The organism is Solimonas fluminis (assembly GCF_002930645.1).
GTDB classification, from domain to species: domain Bacteria; phylum Pseudomonadota; class Gammaproteobacteria; order Nevskiales; family Nevskiaceae; genus Solimonas_A; species Solimonas_A fluminis.
This window is the reverse complement of sequence record NZ_PSNW01000017.1, coordinates 25,174-41,686: the sequence shown is the minus strand read 5'-3', so window position 1 is coordinate 41,686 and position 16,513 is coordinate 25,174. Positions and strand designations below refer to the sequence as shown.

General features: G+C 70.0%; 15 protein-coding genes. 8 read left to right on the top strand and 7 right to left on the bottom strand.

What is annotated here, in order from left to right; genetic code table 11:
- Positions 1 to 117 precede the first annotated feature (117 nt).
- From C3942_RS20810 to C3942_RS20780, 7 genes are all read left to right on the top strand, one after another.
- Positions 118 to 1,722 (top strand): efflux RND transporter periplasmic adaptor subunit, encoded by a 1,605-nt coding sequence (locus C3942_RS20810; RefSeq protein ID WP_165797563.1) that lies wholly within the window; start codon positions 118 to 120, stop codon positions 1,720 to 1,722.
- Positions 1,719 to 4,919: an efflux RND transporter permease subunit gene (locus C3942_RS20805; RefSeq protein ID WP_104232294.1), complete on the top strand. Its 3,201-nt coding sequence runs from the start codon at positions 1,719 to 1,721 to the stop codon at positions 4,917 to 4,919. Before C3942_RS20810 ends, C3942_RS20805 begins: the two co-directional genes overlap by 4 nt.
- A complete protein-coding gene (locus tag C3942_RS20800; RefSeq protein WP_243393696.1) occupies positions 4,916 to 6,388 on the top strand; it encodes an efflux transporter outer membrane subunit in 1,473 nt (490 codons plus the stop codon). Before C3942_RS20805 ends, C3942_RS20800 begins: the two co-directional genes overlap by 4 nt.
- A 504-nt stretch (positions 6,389 to 6,892) precedes the next feature.
- Positions 6,893 to 7,105, top strand: coding sequence for a cold-shock protein (locus tag C3942_RS20795; protein WP_104232293.1), 213 nt, complete (start codon positions 6,893 to 6,895; stop codon positions 7,103 to 7,105).
- Positions 7,106 to 7,313: 208 nt separating this feature from the next.
- Positions 7,314 to 7,757 carry a hypothetical protein gene (locus C3942_RS20790; protein ID WP_133164385.1) on the top strand — a complete coding sequence of 148 codons (444 nt, stop codon included), beginning with the start codon at positions 7,314 to 7,316 and terminating at the stop codon, positions 7,755 to 7,757.
- A gap of 109 nt (positions 7,758 to 7,866) precedes the next feature.
- Positions 7,867 to 8,127 (top strand): DNA-directed RNA polymerase subunit omega, encoded by a 261-nt coding sequence (gene rpoZ / locus C3942_RS20785; protein WP_104232291.1) that lies wholly within the window; start codon positions 7,867 to 7,869, stop codon positions 8,125 to 8,127.
- A 134-nt stretch (positions 8,128 to 8,261) separates the two neighbouring features.
- Positions 8,262 to 8,501: a hypothetical protein gene (locus C3942_RS20780; protein WP_104232290.1), complete on the top strand. Its 240-nt coding sequence runs from the start codon at positions 8,262 to 8,264 to the stop codon at positions 8,499 to 8,501.
- On the opposite strand, the gene C3942_RS20775 is transcribed toward C3942_RS20780, so the two are convergent.
- The 5 genes from C3942_RS20775 to C3942_RS20755 form a co-directional block, all read right to left on the bottom strand.
- Positions 8,484 to 8,933, bottom strand: a complete 450-nt coding sequence (locus tag C3942_RS20775; protein ID WP_104232289.1) for a hypothetical protein — start codon at positions 8,931 to 8,933, stop codon at positions 8,484 to 8,486. The genes C3942_RS20780 and C3942_RS20775 overlap by 18 nt on opposite strands.
- Positions 8,930 to 9,304: a hypothetical protein gene (locus tag C3942_RS20770; RefSeq protein WP_104232288.1), complete on the bottom strand. Its 375-nt coding sequence runs from the start codon at positions 9,302 to 9,304 to the stop codon at positions 8,930 to 8,932. The genes C3942_RS20775 and C3942_RS20770 overlap by 4 nt, the downstream gene beginning before the upstream one ends.
- A 354-nt stretch (positions 9,305 to 9,658) precedes the next feature.
- Positions 9,659 to 10,825 carry an FAS1-like dehydratase domain-containing protein gene (locus tag C3942_RS20765; protein WP_104232287.1) on the bottom strand — a complete coding sequence of 389 codons (1,167 nt, stop codon included), beginning with the start codon at positions 10,823 to 10,825 and terminating at the stop codon, positions 9,659 to 9,661.
- 28 nt (positions 10,826 to 10,853) lie between these two features.
- Positions 10,854 to 11,597 (bottom strand): SDR family NAD(P)-dependent oxidoreductase, encoded by a 744-nt coding sequence (locus C3942_RS20760; protein WP_104232286.1) that lies wholly within the window; start codon positions 11,595 to 11,597, stop codon positions 10,854 to 10,856.
- 350 nt (positions 11,598 to 11,947) lie between these two features.
- A complete protein-coding gene (locus C3942_RS20755) occupies positions 11,948 to 14,341 on the bottom strand; it encodes a hypothetical protein (RefSeq protein WP_133164384.1) in 2,394 nt (797 codons plus the stop codon).
- A 154-nt stretch (positions 14,342 to 14,495) separates the two neighbouring features.
- On the opposite strand from C3942_RS20755, the gene C3942_RS20750 reads away from it, so the two are divergent.
- On the top strand, positions 14,496 to 15,134 hold the full coding sequence (locus C3942_RS20750; RefSeq protein WP_104232284.1) for a hypothetical protein: 639 nt from the start codon (positions 14,496 to 14,498) through the stop codon (positions 15,132 to 15,134).
- 59 nt (positions 15,135 to 15,193) lie between these two features.
- Here C3942_RS20750 and C3942_RS20745 read toward each other — a convergent pair whose 3' ends face one another.
- Together C3942_RS20745 and C3942_RS20740 are read right to left on the bottom strand one after the other, a co-directional pair.
- A complete protein-coding gene (locus tag C3942_RS20745) occupies positions 15,194 to 15,601 on the bottom strand; it encodes a GFA family protein (RefSeq protein WP_104232283.1) in 408 nt (135 codons plus the stop codon).
- 76 nt (positions 15,602 to 15,677) lie between these two features.
- Positions 15,678 to 16,310, bottom strand: coding sequence for a glutathione S-transferase family protein (locus C3942_RS20740; RefSeq protein ID WP_104232282.1), 633 nt, complete (start codon positions 16,308 to 16,310; stop codon positions 15,678 to 15,680).
- Positions 16,311 to 16,513: the final 203 nt, after the last annotated feature.

The following is a 16,513-nucleotide window of genomic DNA, read 5'->3' as shown; positions in this document are numbered from 1 at the left end:
ATACCGAACGGTCTCGTAACATCATTGTTGAGGGCGCCTCCCCCAGAGTCAAGGCGAACCCGACAGATGGACGGCTCCACGGGCTCACCCCCCGCTAGACCATTTTGGGAGCCGTTCATGACTACAACAATCCCCCTCTTTCGCGGCGCTTTTGCCCGCCGCGCGGTGCTGACGCTGGGCCTGGCCTCCGCCGCGGTGCTGTTGAACGCCTGCGGCATCTCCGAGGCGCAGGAGCAGGCGGCCGCGGCGCCGGCCACGCCGGTGCAGGTGGCGGCGGTGCCGGTGCGCACGATCAGCGACTGGCGCGATTTCACCGGCGAGATCGAGGCGCAGGAGCGCGTGGACGTGCGCCCGCGCGTCTCGGGCTATATCCAGCAGGTGGCCTTCTCCGAGGGCGCGCTGGTGAAGAAGGGACAGCTCCTCTTCCAGATCGACCCCAGCCCGTTCGCGGCCCAGGTGGAGCGCCTGCGGGCGGACCTGGAACGGGCGCAGGCGGACGCGGCGCTGGCGGCCTCGCGCAAGCAGCGCGCGGTGGCCCTGCTGGCGGAGAACGCGATCTCGCAGGAGGAGGCGGACCAGTTGGTGGCGTCGGCGGCGGGCTCGTCCGCGGCGCTGGCGTCCGCCCGCGCGGCGCTGAAGGCGGCGGAGCTGGATCTCTCCTGGACGCGGGTGACGGCGCCGATCGACGGGCGCGTGTCGCGCGCGCTGATCACGGCGGGCAACCTGGTGGACGGCGGCAAGGTGCTGACGACGCTGGTGAGCGTGGACCCGGTGTACGTGAGCTTTGACGTGGACGAGGCGACCTACCTGGATGCGCTGGGCCAGGGCGATGGCGCGCGGGTGTTCGCCGGCCGCATGACGGACGAGGGCACGCCGCACGAGGCGAAGCTGGATTTCGTGGACAACGTCTCGCGGGACGGCGTGGTGCGGCTGCGGGCGACGCTGGACAACTCCACGGGCAATTTCACGCCGGGGCTGTTCGCGCGGGTGCGGCTGGTGGCCGGGCAGCGCTACGAGGCGGCGCTGGTGGATGACAAGGCGATCGGCACGGACCTGAACAAGAAGTTCGTGCTGGTGGTGACGCCGGCCAATGTCGCGGAGTACCGCGGCGTGGAGATCGGCTCGCGGCTGGACGGCCTGCGGGTGATCCGCTCCGGGCTGAAGGCGGGTGACGTGATCGTGGTGAACGGGCTGCAGCATGTGAAGCCGGGGAGCGCGGTGGCGCCGACCCTGGTGGCGATGGGTGGCGAGGGTGCGGCGTCGGCGGAGTTGGTGGGTTCGGTTGGGACCGAGGGGCCTGGGCCGTCCACCCTTCGATCCCTCGACACGCTTGGGACTTCGGGCGAACGGGGGGAGGTCGATGGGTCTGCGGGGAAATCCGTGAACACGTCGATGACCGAAGGAAATCCCCGTGGGACAGGCTCAGTGCGAACGGATTCTGCGGAGCGCAGCTCTACCGGTAAGGAGCGGACGGATTCCGAGGGTTCGGCCAGGCAGGACCGGCGGCAGTTGAGCGTCCGTGCGCCGCAGGCTCGGCCGGAGGCGGTGGCATTGCAGGTGGCCCAGGCGGATCTCGAGGAGCTTTCCACTCCGCTGGGGCGTTTGCCGAAGACCGTCTCGCCGGTTGCAGGCGTGGCGGATTCCGCGACCCGGGGTCCCTCGCCCCAACCCCTCTCCCGGGGGGAGAGGGGCTCCAATACCGATGAGCGGAGCGGCAAGTGAACTTCGCGCAATTCTTCATCAGCCGGCCGATCTTCGCGGCGGTGCTGTCGGCGCTGATCGTGATCGCGGGCGCCCTTTCGCTGGGGCGGCTGCCGATCAGTGAGTACCCGGAAGTGACGCCGCCCACGGTGGTGGTGCGCGCCAGCTATCCGGGCGCCAACCCGAAGGTGATCGCGGAGACGGTGGCGAGCCCGCTGGAGCAGAGCATCAACGGCGTGGAAGGCATGCAGTACATGTTCAGCCAGTCCACGGCCGACGGCGCCATCACGCTGACCATCACCTTTGCGCTGGGCACGGACGTGGACAAGGCGCAGGTGCTGGTGCAGAACCGGGTGGCGCAGGCGCTGCCGCAGCTGCCGCCGGAGGTGCAGCGCCTGGGCGTGACCACCAACAAGTCCAGCCCGGACCTGACGATGGTGGTGCACCTGCTCTCGCCGGACAACCGCTATGACGCGCTCTACATCTCCAACTACGGCCGCCTGCGCGTGAAGGACGAGCTGGCGCGCCTGGACGGCGTGGGCGACGTGCAGATTTTCGGTGCCGGGCCCTATTCCATGCGCGTGTGGCTGGACCCGGAGAAGGTGGCCAGCCGCGGGCTCACGGCCAGCGAGATCGTGACGGCGATCCGCGAGCAGAACCAGCAGGTGGCGGCGGGTACCCTCGCCGCGCCGCCGGCGCCGAACGCGGCGGAGTTCCAGCTCAGCATCGACTCCGCCGGGCGCCTGGTGACGGAGGAGGAGTTCGGCAACATCATCGTGCGCGTGGCGGAAGACGGCGCGGTGACGCGCCTGCGCGACGTGGCGCGGGTGGAACTGGGCAGCAGCAGCTATGCGCTGCGCTCGCTGCTGGACAACAAGCCAGCGGTGGCCATCCCGATCTTCCAGCGGCCGGGCTCCAATGCCATCCAGATTTCGGACGACGTCCGCGCGACCATGGAGCGGCTGAAGAAGGATTTCCCGCAGGGCCTCGACTACCAGATCGTCTACGACCCGACGGTGTTCGTGCGCGGCTCGATCAAGGCGGTGGTGCACACGCTGTTCGAGGCGATGCTGCTGGTGGTGCTGGTGGTGATCCTGTTCCTGCAGAACTGGCGCGCCAGCCTGATCCCGCTGGCGGCGGTGCCGGTGTCCCTGGTGGGCACCTTCGCGGTGATGCATGCCATCGGCTTCTCGCTGAACACGCTGACGCTGTTCGGCTTCGTGCTGGCGATCGGCATCGTGGTGGATGACGCGATCGTGGTGGTGGAGAACGTGGAGCGCAACATCGAGCAGGGCAAGTCGCCGCTGGAGGCGACGCGCCAGGCGATGCGCGAGGTGACGGGGCCGATCATTTCCACGGCCCTGGTGCTGAGCGCGGTGTTCGTGCCCACGGCCTTCATCAGCGGCCTGACGGGGCAGTTCTACAAGCAGTTCGCCCTGACGGTGGTGATCAGCACGCTGATCTCGGCCTTCAACTCCCTGACGCTGTCCCCTGCCCTGTCGGCGGTGCTGCTGCAGGAGCATGGCGCGCCCAAGGACCGGCTGCAGCGCGGCATCGACGCCGCGCTGGGCTGGCTGTTCCGGCCGTTCAACCGCTTCTTCGGCGCGGCCTCGGAGCGCTATGTGGGCGGCGTGCGGCGGCTGACGCGGGGCTCGGCGATCGTGCTCGCGGTGTACGCGGGGCTGCTGGGGCTGACGGCGCTGGGCTTCAAGGCGGTGCCGGAGGGCTTCGTGCCGCAGCAGGACAAGCAGTACCTGGTGGCCTTTGCCAACCTGCCCGAGGCGGCGACGCTGGACCGCAGCGAGGAGGTGATGCGCCGCATGGGCGAGATCATGATGAAGCAGCCGGGCATCCAGTCCGCGGTGGGCTTCCCGGGCCTGTCGATCAACGGCTTCACCAATGCGCCCAATGCCGGCATCGTGTTCGCCACGCTCACCGACTTCAGCGAGCGCAAGAGCCCGGAGCTCAGCGGCAACGCGATCGCGGACCAGCTCAACGAGCAGTTCAAGGGCATCCCGGAGGCGTTCATCGCGGTGTTCCCGCCGCCGCCGGTGCCGGGCCTGGGCACCATCGGCGGCTTCAAGATCCAGCTGGAGGACCGCGGCGGGCTCGGCTTCGAGGAGCTGTCCGCGGTCACGAACAAGATCCTGGAGCGGGCGCGGCAGGAGCCGGGGCTGGCGAACCTGTTCAGCAGCTACCAGATCAACGTGCCTCAGCTCTTTGCCGACATCGACCGCGACAAGGCCAAGGCGCAGGGCGTGAGCGTGCAGGCGATCAACGAGACGCTGCAGATCTACCTGGGCTCGCTGTACGTGAACGACTTCAACCGCTTCGGGCGCACCTACCAGGTGAACGCGCAGGCGGACATGGATTTCCGCCTGCAGCCGGAGGACGTGGCGCGGCTGAAGATCCGCAACAGCCGCGGCGAGATGGTGCCGCTGTCCACCTTCATCACGCTGCGCCAGACGGCGGGGCCGGACCGGGTGATGCACTACAACGGCTACGTCACCGCCGAGATCAACGGCGGCCCGGCGGCGGGCACCTCCAGCGGGCAGGCGCAGAAGCTGATCGAGAAGATCGTGCAGGAGGAGCTGCCCAACGGCATGGCCTACGAGTGGACGGAGCTGGCCTACCAGGAGCTGATCGCGGGCAACACGGCGCTGCTGATCTTCCCGCTGTGCGTGCTGCTGGCCTTCCTGGTGCTGGCGGCGCAGTACGAGAGCTGGAGCCTGCCCTTCGTGGTGATCCTGATCCTGCCGATGGTGCTGTTCAGCGCCATTGCCGGCGTCTGGCTGTGGGGCGGCGACAACAACGTGTTCACGCAGATCGGCCTGATCGTGCTGGTGGGCCTGGCCTGCAAGAACGCGATCCTGATCGTGGAGTTCGCCAAGGAGGCGGAGGAGCGCGGCCTGCCGCTGATGGACGCGATCCTGGAGGCCTGCCGCCTGCGCCTGCGGCCGATCCTGATGACCTCGCTGGCCTTCATCATGGGCGTGGTGCCGCTGGTGTTCAGCAGCGGCGCCGGCGCCGAGATGCGCCAGGCGATGGGCGTGGCGGTGTTCGCGGGCATGATCGGCGTGACGCTGTTCGGCCTGGCGATGACGCCGGTGTTCTACTGGCTGGTGCGGCGCTTCGTGCATGCGCGCAGCAACCGGCCGATGGCCTTGCCGGCGCCGCCCGACCTGGGCGCGCGCCTGGATCATGGAGTGGTGTCATGAACCTGGAAACTTCGATCGCCGTGGGCGGGCGCGGATCGGCCTGGGAGGCCTGGATGAAGCTGCTGGTGCCGATGCTGGCGGCAGTGGCCCTGGCGGGCTGCGCGGTGGGGCCGGACTACCGGGCCCCGGAGACGGCGCCGGCCGCGTTCCACAACGCCGATGCGGCGGTGGTGACGGGCGAGGGCTACGAGGCGCGCTGGTGGAAGCTGCTGGGCGACGAGACGCTGAGCGCGCTGGTGGAGCAGGCGCTGGCGGCCAACCGCGACATCGAGGTGGCGGTGGCCCGCGTGCAGCAGGCCCGTGCGCTGTTCCGCGACCAGAAGCTGGACCAGTTCCCGGTGGTGACGGCCAACGGCCAGCTCAACCACGGCCGCGAGCCGCTGACGCCGGCGGCGCAGCCGGGCTACACCGGCCCGCGCACCGACGTGGAGAACGCGCGCTTCGGCTTCAACGCCGCCTGGGAGCTGGACCTGTTCGGGCGCGTGCGCCGCGGCGTGGAAGCGGCGCGGGCGGATGCGGACGGCGCGGCGGCCGGGCTGCGCGAGGCGCAGGTGGTGGTGGCCTCCGAGGTGGCGCTGCGCTACTTCGAATGGCGCGGCGCGGCTGAGCAGCTGGACGTGGCGCGGCGCAACCGCGACACGCAGGCGGAGACGCTGCGCCTGACCGAGGTGCGCCGCCGGCTGGGCCGCGGCACGGAGCTGGAGAGCGCCAGCGCGACGGCGCGCCTGGAGGTGACGCAGGCGGCGATCGCGGACCTGGAGATCCTGCAGAAGCGCGCGGAGCACCGCCTGGCGGTGCTGCTGGGCCAGCGCCCGGGCGCCTGGCAGCCGCCGGCGCTGACGCGGACCGAGGCCATCACGCGGGCGCTGCCGGTGGGCGACGCGGGCCTGCTGCTGCAGCGCCGGCCGGATGTCGCGCGCGCCGAGGCGGCCCTGCATGCGGCGACGGCGCGCATCGGCGTGGCCAAGGCGGACTATTTCCCGCGGCTGTCGGTGAACGGCTTTGCCGGCATCGTGGTGGGCAGCTTCAGCGACCTGGGCGAGAGCGCGCATCGCGCCTGGACGCTGAGCCCGCAGATTTCCTGGGCGGCCTTCGACCTGGGCAGCGTGGCGGCGCGGGTGGACGCGGCGGATGCGGCCACGCGCGCGGCGGCGGCGGCCTACGAGCAGGCGGTGCTGGTGGCGCTGGAAGAGGTGGAGAACGCCTTCGTGGGCGTGGGCCGCTCGCGCCAGCGGCTGGAGCACACCCTGGCGCAGGCGGCGGCGGCGCGGCGCGCGGCGGAGCTGGCGCGCATCCAGTACAAGGCGGGGTCCACGGACTTCCTGGTGCTGCTGGACGCGGAACGCACGCTGCTGGCGGCGGAGGATGCGGTGGCGCGGGCGGAGACGTCGGTGAACACCGCGGCGGTGGCGGTGTACAAGTCCCTGGGCGGCGGCTGGGATCAGGGGCAGGCGGTGGCGGCGCGCTGAGGGGTTTGCCCCTGAAGGTGGCGGGAGAAGACCCCGGATCATCCGGGATGGAGAGAGAGATCCGCCTTGCCGTTCGCCCCCGGGCCTGCGCAAGGGTGAACGGCTCCCGGGCTTGGCTACCCGGTTGCCGCCCGTCCTTCGACAGGCTCAGCACGAGCGGCAACTCTGGCCAGGAGCCTCTTCGCGGCGACGGCTCTTGCGTTGCCTGGCTCGGGATCACCCTCTCCGCCCTCCCTCGCGCAACGGGAGGGGACGAAGCTGATGGCCGGCAGCTGCATTTTCCTCCATTACAACAGCTTGGAGCGGCGCCGGGCCCGCCGGGATACGGGCATCCGACCGGCGGCGTGGCCAAAGCAGGCGCGTTCCCGTATGCTGTGTGGGCAAGCTTCAAGCAGTGTTATCAGCAGTTCCTCCGCGTTTCGCGCGGTTTGAAATTCTCGATGCGTTCCTTGTTGTTGCAGCCTCGCGGGCGGCCAGCCCGTTTTCACCTAAAGGAATGTATCCATGAGCAACACCTCCACCGGCACCGTCAAGTGGTTCAATGAAGCCAAGGGCTTCGGCTTCATCACGCCTGCGGGCGGCGGCGAAGACCTCTTTGCCCACTTCAAGGAAATCCAGGGCACGGGTTTCAAGACGCTGACCGAAGGCCAGCAGGTCGAGTACGTCGCGGCCCGCGGCCCCAAGGGCATGCAGGCGACGCGTATTCGCCCGCTCTGATCCGGTCTTCCGGGTTGGCACAAAGAACCGCGCCCCTGGCGCGGTTTTTTTATGCCCGCGCCGCAGGTTGCGGCCGCGCATGGCAGACCTGCCCGGAAAAGCGCACACTGGCTTCACGTCCGGCGCACAGGCGCCGCACGCTTCCGACCGCTCCCAGCCTTGCGACCTGGCCGCTTATCGCCGCCCTCGCATCGTTCCGGAGCACTCCGTGGCTCTCCAGCTCAATCTTCTGCTCAGCGCCCTCAGCGGCGGTGGGCGTACCACACGTCATGGCGATCTGATCGTGGTGACGATGCCGGCGTCGGCCTTCGCGACCACGGCGCAGGAATTCCAGCAGGTGCAGACCTGGGCGCGGGCGCGAGCCTCTCTCGGCAACTCCCACCGCGACCGCGAGGCTTTCGTCGGCCGGTTCCAGACCGTGCTGGCCCGCAGCGGCAGCGGCATCGCCACGCGGGGTTCACGCCCCGTACTGGCCCGCCTGCTCGCCGGCCTGTCGCAGGCGGGGATGCAGCCGGGGGAATGGTCGGTGCCGCACGACATCCACGAGAGCATGGAGGTGAAGCGCCGCCCGCGGAAGGTGGATCCTGCCGATGCGCCGCGCACCGAAGCCGATGCTGGTGCCGCCGACAGCGAGCCGGCGGACCCGCCTTGAGTTTCCGCCCTTGCATGCCTGGCGCATGGGCAGGCGCACGGGAAACGCCTGCGTCGAATAGGGCGTATAGTGGGTCACCGTGCTCTTGCGGCGATCACCGGGTTTGCCCATGGCACGCGTCACCGTCGAGGACTGCCTCGAGCAGATTCCCAATCCCTTTCTCCTGATCCAGGTGGCCGCGAAGCGGGCCCGCCAGTTGGCGCGCGGCGCCGATGCGCGGGTGTCCTGGAGCGACCACAAGTCCACCGTGGTGGCGCTGCAGGAAATCGCCGCCGGGCACATCTCCGAAGCGGTGCTGCAGGAGGCGGAACTGCCGCCGCTGCGCAAGGAAGCGCCGGAGTTCATGCCGCTGGACGACCACGGCCACTGAGGGCGCCGGGCAGCGCCCTGGCAGGCCTCGCCAGGGCGGGCATGCCGCGCCGTGAACAGGGCGGCGGCACCCTCACTCAGGGGCCGCGCCCGCGCAGCCCTGCCTGCGCCGAACCCATCCAAGGACGAGCAATCGTGAGCGACATCTATCGCGTGTGGCTGATCCACCGTGGCCGCGAGAAGGACTATTTCGACTTCTCGCGGCGCGGCCGCCGATCGGGGGCCGACGGCAAGCCGCTGCAGGCGGCGGAACTGGGCTTTGAGCTGCGCTTGCCGGCGCCGGGCCCGGAGCAGGCGATCGCGGCGGCGCGCCGCAAGCATCCGGGCCTGCAGGTGGACGTGGAGCGCGTGGAGCGCCTAGACGCCGACGGCTAGGGCGACCGGAAGCGGCGGCGGGGACTCCTGCACGCGGGGCGGCGGCAGATGGTCCCGCACGGACTTGGGGATGAGCCAGGCGGCGATGTCCATGCCGCTGTCCTGCATCTGCCGGGCCAGGCGCGACAGGGCGTCCGGGGCGCCGCGCGTGGCGGCGCTGCCGTCGGCGCGCGCGATCAGGGTGTGCAGCTGCTTGAGCAGTTCGTCACGATCCTGCTGCTCGTTGCCGCTGCTGTTGCGGGCGCGGCCCCAGCGCTGCAGCTGCTGCATCTCGTCCCGGGAGGTAACCAGGGCGACGCCGGGCAGCGTGAGAATCGCCATGGTGCCGAAGCGGCGGATCGTGCCGCCGCCCATGGCGATGGTGAACAGGTCCGGGATGTAGCTGTTCCTGGTTTTGCTGGCGCTGGTGCTCGGGGGCGGGCTCGGGCTCATGCGGCAAGCCTGGCCGGCCAGCCCTGCGGCCGCCAGGCCTGTTCTTGCAGGAAATGCCGCCCCTGGATTTCGGGATCGCTGATGAACCGGTTGGCATCCGGCGCCAGGATGGCGTCGAAGCCTTCGCAGGGGATCGCCGCGTCGGCAAGCTCGTCGACGAAACCCAGCCCAGCCATGGCGATGAGCACTTCCGTGAAATGCTGGATGCCGAAGGTGCGCGCCCAGCGGTAGACGATGCCCGCTTCGTTGCGGATGCCCAGGCGCAGGCTGCATCCGGGGTGTCGCGTTCCATGGAGGGAGAGTTCGCGCTTGATCGATTCATCCGAGCGGGAGACGGCGGCGCCGCCGATCAGTCCTGTCTGCGTGGTCACAGGTTTACCTCGGAGGGCCCTGCCCTCTCATGCGGCGCGGCCGCGAAGCTTTCGCCGGCCGGTTGCGAAGGGGAAGCTCCCGCAAGCTCGCAAGGGACCACTATACGCCTCGGGGGTCGCGGCGGCGCGGGCATTTGGCCCGAATGGCGGGCGCAATGCCCGACGGGGCGCGTGGAGGCTTGTTTCCCTTGGGATTCGGCAGGGGACGACATCGAGGCGCCGCCGAACTCCACTCGTGTCCCTCACCCCCAAGCTGTCTCCTCGAGGGAGAGAGAGGAGCGTGGCCCCCGATGCTCGGGGAGAACCAACAAAAAGGCAGCCATGAGGCCGCCCTTCTTGCAGCCGAGGCTCCGCCTACTTCTTCGGCAGCTCGATCTCGGCCTTGGCGGTGGCCAGCACCGTGCCGAGCTGGTTGGCCATCTTGCAGTCCACCTGCACGATGGGACGGTTCTGCTCGTCCAGGCGCTTGTCGATGATGCTGGCGGTCATGATGGTGATGTCGCCGCTGAAGGCGGGGCCGCGGTAGGCGGCGTTGGAGTGGAGCACGCGGCCCCACTCGCCGGCCCAGCCGGCGAAGTAGTCGATGATCCAGGCACCCATGGAGGCGCCGTAGCCGTAGGCGCGCGGCATGCCGATGGTGCGGGCCCATTCGGGGAACAGGTGGCCGCGCGAGGGGCCGTAGTAGGCGCCGTCGGTCAGTTCCGGATTCTGGCGCTCCATCACCGGGTCGTTCTCGTGGCCGGCCATGTCCTTGGTGAAGCCCAGGGCTTCCAGGTCCAGGTCGGTGCGGCGGTGCATGCTGCCCCAGATGGTGAAGAGGTAGGCGCGCCACTCGGTGGTGAAGCTGGCGATGCTGTGCGGGCCGAAGATGCGCACCGGCAGGGCGTCGCCGACGCTGACGTCGTCCCACCAACGCTTGCCGTGGCCGAGATCGTGCAGGGTCTGCACGTATTCGAACTTCCTGGCCTCCAGTTCCTCGATCTGCTCGCGCGTCCAGACGGGGTCGTCGGTGGCCTGCAGCGAGCCCATCTCGCGGGCCAGGTCGGCACGGTAGCGGATGCTGGTGGAGCGCTGAGTGGCGATCTTGTCGCCGCGGTCGTTGTAGTAGACGTTGTCGCCGCGCTGGAAGCAGGTGGGGCCGGCGAACTTGGTTTCCTTGACGACGTAGTCCAGCGGCACGCGCTCGTTGCGGACGAGGTCGCCGGCGAAGATGCGCGGGCCGTGGAACCACCACTCGTCGCCGCCGAAGATCAGGTGGGAGTCGGGGATGGTGCCGACGCAGCAGGGCGCGGCGCCGTGGCCGTCGTCCGTGGCCACGGGGAAGGACTGCGGCGCGACGAGGCGGCCGTAGCGGCTCTCCAGGGCGAAGTCGTCGTCGTAGTGCAGGCGGTTGGGGTAATGCATGCCCTGCGCCCAGCGGCGGATGTCGTTGGGGGCGACGGGATCGCGCGTGCGGCCCGGCTGCATCGGCTTGCCGAGGTAGCGGTCGATATCGGAACAGTCGAGGGTCTTGTCGGTCATGGGCTGCGCGCTCGCGCGTTCCGGTGTCTTAGTTGGAGTAGCGGCCGCCGTTGACGCTGAGCGTGTGGCCGGTGATGTAGCCGGCCTCGTCGGAGGCGAGGAAGGCGATGGCGGCGGCCATGTCCTCCGGCTTGCCGGCGCGCTTCATCGGCGAGGCGGCGGCGATCATGTCGACCTTGTCCTTGAGGCTTTCGCGCAGCATCGGCGTGTCGACGAAGCCGGGCGGGACGTTGTTGACGGTGATGCCGGTGGGCGCCAGCTCCTGCGCCAGCGACTTGGTGAAGGCGATGACGCCGCCCTTGGAGGCGGAGTAGTGGACCATGGTGGCGGCGCCGGACTGCGCGCTGGACGAGGACACGTTGACGATGCGGCCCCACTTGGCGGCGAGCATGTCGGGCAGCACGGCCTGGGTGCAGAGCAGCACGCTCTTGAGGTTGACCGTCATGATGCGGTCCCAGAGTTCCTCGGTGATGTCCATGAACGGCGTGAACGCGGACATGCCGGCGTTGTTGACCAGGATGCCGATGGGGCCGAGCTGCTCGCGCGCGAGCTGGGTCGCGGCGTCCACGTCGGCGCGCCTGGACACGTCCACGCGCGAGGCGATGGCGCGGTGGCCCTGCTTCACCAGGTCGGCGGCGGCGGCCTGGGCGCCGGCCTCGTTGAGGTCCCAGATGGCGACGGCGGCGCCGGCCTGGGCCAGGCGGCGGGCGGCGGCCAGGCCGATGCCCGATGCCGCGCCGGTGACGATGGCGACTTTGCCTGCAAGTGACATGGCGACCCGCTCCTCCGCGTTCTGGTTCTGTCAGCGCGCAGAAGCTACCCCAGCGAGGGATTTATCGTCAACAGTGTTGTTGATTTTTGATTGGGGCGGCAGTGCGGGAGGGACTGGGCGGGCAGGAAGCCAGGGACGGCGCCTTGCGCCACCGCCCCGGTTGCGTTCGCTGTCCGACCCTTGGACGAGCCCAGGCGTCGGTGTGAACGGAACTCTGCGAGCAGGGCTGCCCCGCGAAGCGCAGCGGCGCTCGACGCGGGGATGCGGCCCCTCTCCCTGCCCTCGCCCCGCGGGCGGGGCGAGGGAGTTTCGCCGCCGGACGAATCGGGCGAACCACGTACCGCCGTGCGCTACTCGTCGCAGTTGGGATGGCCGCAGGCGCTGCTGCACTGTTGGTGGGCGCGGGCGAAGTCGTCCACCTCGTTGCAGGCGTAGATGCGGGTGAATTCCTTCTTGGCGGCGAGGCAGCCCTGGGTGCGGTAGGGAATGGAGATGTTGATGGCGGTGCCGCTGGGGCAGCTGCCGCTCATCTGGTACTGCTGCAGCGCGGGCTTGGCGGAGGCGGTGCCGGCGCCGCCGCTGGCGCCCGGCGCGCGGCTGGCGCTCATGCCCTGCAGGTTGCTCATGCCCTGGGCGCCGGGGGCGCTGTCGGCGACCATGCGGGTCATCACGTCGAGCTGGGTGGCGGCGTCCACGTCGGCGATGCCGGCGGCCAGGGCCCCCACGCCCATGGCGGCGAGCTTGCCCCACTGGAAGCCGCTGTCGCTCTTCTGCGCGGCGGCCTGCTGGGCGCGCAGCTGTTCCTGGCGCTGGCGCTCGGCCGCGGCGGCGGCCTCGGCGCGGGCCTTGGCTTCGGCTTCCGCCTGGAGCTTGGCCATGGCGTCCGCATGGCGGCGGCCGTCGAGCTTGGCCTGCTCCTGGCGCGCGAGCCAGATCGCGTCCACGCGTTCGCCGGCGGCCCAGCTGCAGGGCTCGGCGAATTCGGCGCCGGTGTCCCGGCAACTGCCCTCGCCGTCCGGCGACAGGCCGGAGAATCCGCCGGAGAAGACGACGTGCCCGCCGCGCAGCAGTTCGCCCGGGCCTTCCACGGCGGGGACGCGGTCACGCGTGAAGGCGCTGGCGCGCCAGGACTGCGCGACGGTGCCGGGCAGCATGGGGTTGAACTGCTCCAGCAGGGTCTTCTCGCCCTCCGAGAAGGTCATGCGATAGCGGCCGTCCACGGACCAGGCCTGCAGGCGCGTGGGCTGGCTCTCGCAGCCCGGAGAGAAGGCGAGCCAGCCCTGCGGCACCGGCGCCTGGTAGGGGCAGGCGGCGAAGCGGCCGGCGTGCTGGGCGAGCGTGCCGGGCTCCGGCTGCGCCAGCGGCGGCAGGGCACCGGGCTGCAGGATGCCGGCCCAGAGGTACTTGCCGGCAGGGCCGAGCGCGGTTTCCGCGCGGGTTTCGATGCGCAGCGTGCCGCCGAGATAGAGATAGGACTCCGTGGCACGGGGGCGCATCAGCGTGCCGGCCGGCTTGTCGCCGTGGAGGAGCTTGCCGGTGACACGGTAGCTGCCGTCCTGCGCGACGAAGCTGGCCTCCTGGTCGGCCACGGGGAAGCCGCCGGTCATCTGCGCCTGGATGTGGCCGATGCCGGGCCAGCTCCACTGGCCGGGGATGGGGCCCTGCTGGTAGAGCGACTTGTCGAAGGTGTTGATGACCAGGGCGTAGTTGGGACGCCAGACGGCGCGCGCGATGAACTGGTTGCCCAGGTCGGCGCGCACGTCGCCGAGGAACACGGAACCGTCGGGCTCGATGCGCACGGCCTCGCCGGCGGCGCGCACGCGCAGGTTGCGGCGTGCGACGGCGATGTTGCCGATCATGATGGCGTAGCCCTTGGGCGTGGCGATCTTGTAGATGCCGCGCATGCTGCCGCTCTTCTGTGCGGCGCAGTCCGCGCCCTTGCCGCGGAAGGCGGCGAGCCACTGGGTGGCTTCCTTCCAGTGGATGTAGCTGACCTCGACCGGGCCGGCGTGGTCTTCGCAGAACAGCTTGCCGGGAATCTCGTCGATGCCGCGGCCGTCGGCGAGCTGCACGGCGCCCTGGATGCCGGCGAGCGAGGCGGCGGGCGCCCAGCCTTCGGCGGTGAGCTCCTGGTACAGCGCGCGGGCGGCGGCGAACTGCGGGATGGACGCAATGTCCGGCATCGCCGGGAAGGCCGGCCAGACGATGTTGGCCTTGCGCTCCGCCTCGGCTTCTGCGGCGCTGAGGAGGCGCACGGTGGTGGTGGTGGAGATGCCCAGGGTCTGGCCGCGGTACTCGGCCTTGCCGGGTGACACCATGGCGACCTGCATGGGGAACTTCATCAGCCCCTTCCGGGCCAGCTTCACCGAGCCGTCGGGCTCGACGCCGCCGTACCAGGAGCCCATGGCGTTGGTGTAGACCAGGCTGCCGGGAGTGTCGCCGGGCACGATGGTGGCGCTGGAGGCGACGACGCCGGTCTGCGGGTGCTTCCATTCCTCGATGATCGACTTGCCGCGCTCCTTCCAGCGCACGGAGATGGCATAGCGGTCTTCTTCCACAGTCTTGACGGTGCTGTCGGCCAGCGTGGCGTAGACGCCCCAGGTGGCGGCGTCGACCGGCGCGGCGGCCTCGGCGGCGGGCGGCGTCCGGACCTCCGGCTCTTGCGCGCGGGCGCCGGCAACGGCGGACAGCAGCAGTGCGGCGAACACGCCGGCGCGGCGCGTGCGGGATGGAACAAGGCTCATGGCTTCCCCGGAAAGGATGAAGGGCGAATCTTCCGCGCGGGAACCCCTTCCCTGTCGCGGACCGCGGAATGATCGGAATTTTTGGCCTGCGGCGCAAAGCTGACGGACGCTTCAGCCGGCGCTAGCATCCGGGCGAACTGCACGAGCCCGCGCCATGATCGCCCGCCTTCTCTGCCTGCTCACCCTGTTCTTCTCCGGCGCGGCGCTTGCCGCCTCCGGCGTGAACGGGCGCTATGTGCTCGCGGGCAGCCATTACGCGGTGGACGCGGAGTTCACGCCGGGGCAGCTGACGCTGCGCGAGATCTACAAGACCTCGGTCTACCGCGAGGAGCGTCCGGGCTACTACGTCTTCGTCAACGAGAACAACCGCAACATCCGCTATGCCATGGAGGTCGTGGACGCGTACACGCTGAAGGCCAGCAAGCCGGACAGCAGCGATCCGCCGACCTACCTGAAGCGCGAGCCGGGGCCGGAGGATGCGCCGGCCGAAGCGAGCCCGGAGCCGGCGCCGCTCGCGGTGCCGCCGAAGACGGTGCTGGGCCCGCCGCCGGTGAACCCGGTGGCGCAGGACGAGGAGCAGCGCCGCTACGCGGCGCTGGCGGAGGAGTACCAGCGCCGTTCGCAAAGCGAACCCGTCAACGCGCAGGCCTGGACCGCCTGCGCGGCCGTGGCCTTCGAGCGCGCGCACCGGCCGGAGGAAGCGGCGGACCGCTACGCGCGCAAGGCGGCGGAGATCCTGAAGATGCTGGACGCGAAGGCCTCGCCCTGCCCGGAGGTGATCCCGGAGTGGTAGGGGCGGGCCGCCTCCCTGGCCCGGCGCGCTTCCGTAGGCGAGAGCGCCTTGGCCGTCTGCTACAGGTGCCGCACTTCCTTCGGTGCGTGCCACCAGTCATTGTCACGGCCATTGCAATAGGTCACCGGTGATTCCGCCAGCACGGCCGGATCGAGATCGTCCAGGCAGGCGAGATTGATGGAGACGAAGGCGCCGCCCAGCTCCGGTATGTCGCCGCGGCCGAAGGGCCGCATGCCGCAGCTGCCGCAGAACAGGTGATGCATGCTGCGGCTGTTGAACTGGTAGTCGCGCAGGGCGTCTTCACCCGAGAGCAGGCGGAAGGCCTCGGGCTTGACCGAGGTGCCCCAGTGGCGGGCCTTGCTGCAGATGGAGCAGTTGCACTTGCTGGTGCCGGCGGCAAGGTCGATGTCGGCCTCGTAGCGGACGGCCCCGCAGTGGCAGGAGCCGTGGTAGGTGGTGGTGGGCATGGCGTGTGGGTTCCGGTGGGGGCCGTTCATGCTTCGACAGGCTCGGCACGAACGGCGGGAAGGCCTGGGAGATGATTCAAGCGGCCTGCTGCTGGGCGAGCAGGCGGGCGTCGAACTCGGCGGCGCGCTTCAGCGCGGGACGCTCGCAGACGCGGGCGGCGTAGGTCTCGAAGACCGGAAGCCTGGGAACGGCGCCGAACATCATGGTCCAGCGCAGCGCGGTGCCCCAGAGCACGTCGGCGGCGGTGAAGCGCTCGCCCAGCAGCCAGGGGCCTCTCTCCAACTGCGCGGCCAGGGTATCGATCACGGTGTCGTAGTCGCCATAGGGCGAGGAGCTGGCCGAAGGCGGGGTGTTGCCGTTGATCCGGTCCGCGATGGCCGGCTCGAAGCAGCCGGCGTAGAAGGCCAGCCAGCGCAGGTAGGGGCCGCGCAGCGGGTCGCCGATGGCGGGCGCCAGGCCCTTTTCCGGGTAGAGATCGGCCATGTAGACGGTGATGGCGACGCGCTCGGTGACCAGGACGCCGTCGTGGACGATGGCGGGGACCTTGCCCATGGGATTGACGGCGAGGTACTGCGGGCCGCGCTGCTCGTTCTTCTTCAGGTCCAGCACCTTCAGCTCGTAGTCGGCGCCCAGCTCTTCCAGGAGCGCGAGGGTGGAGCCGGAGCGGGACTGGGTGGCGTGGAAGAACGTGATCTTGCGATTGCTCATGTGAAGCCTCCTTGGCGTGACTGCCGTGTTTGGACCACGGACGGAAGCCTAATGCCAATTGCGGACAGATTCGGCCCTCGATAGGCTGGCCCCTTCTTTCTCGCAGGGGGATCGGGCGATGGCGCAGGGCGGATCGTGCTGGGCGGGCTGGAGAGGGCCCGATGGCCGGAACCATCGGGCGATCGAAGCGCAAGTCGGGCGCG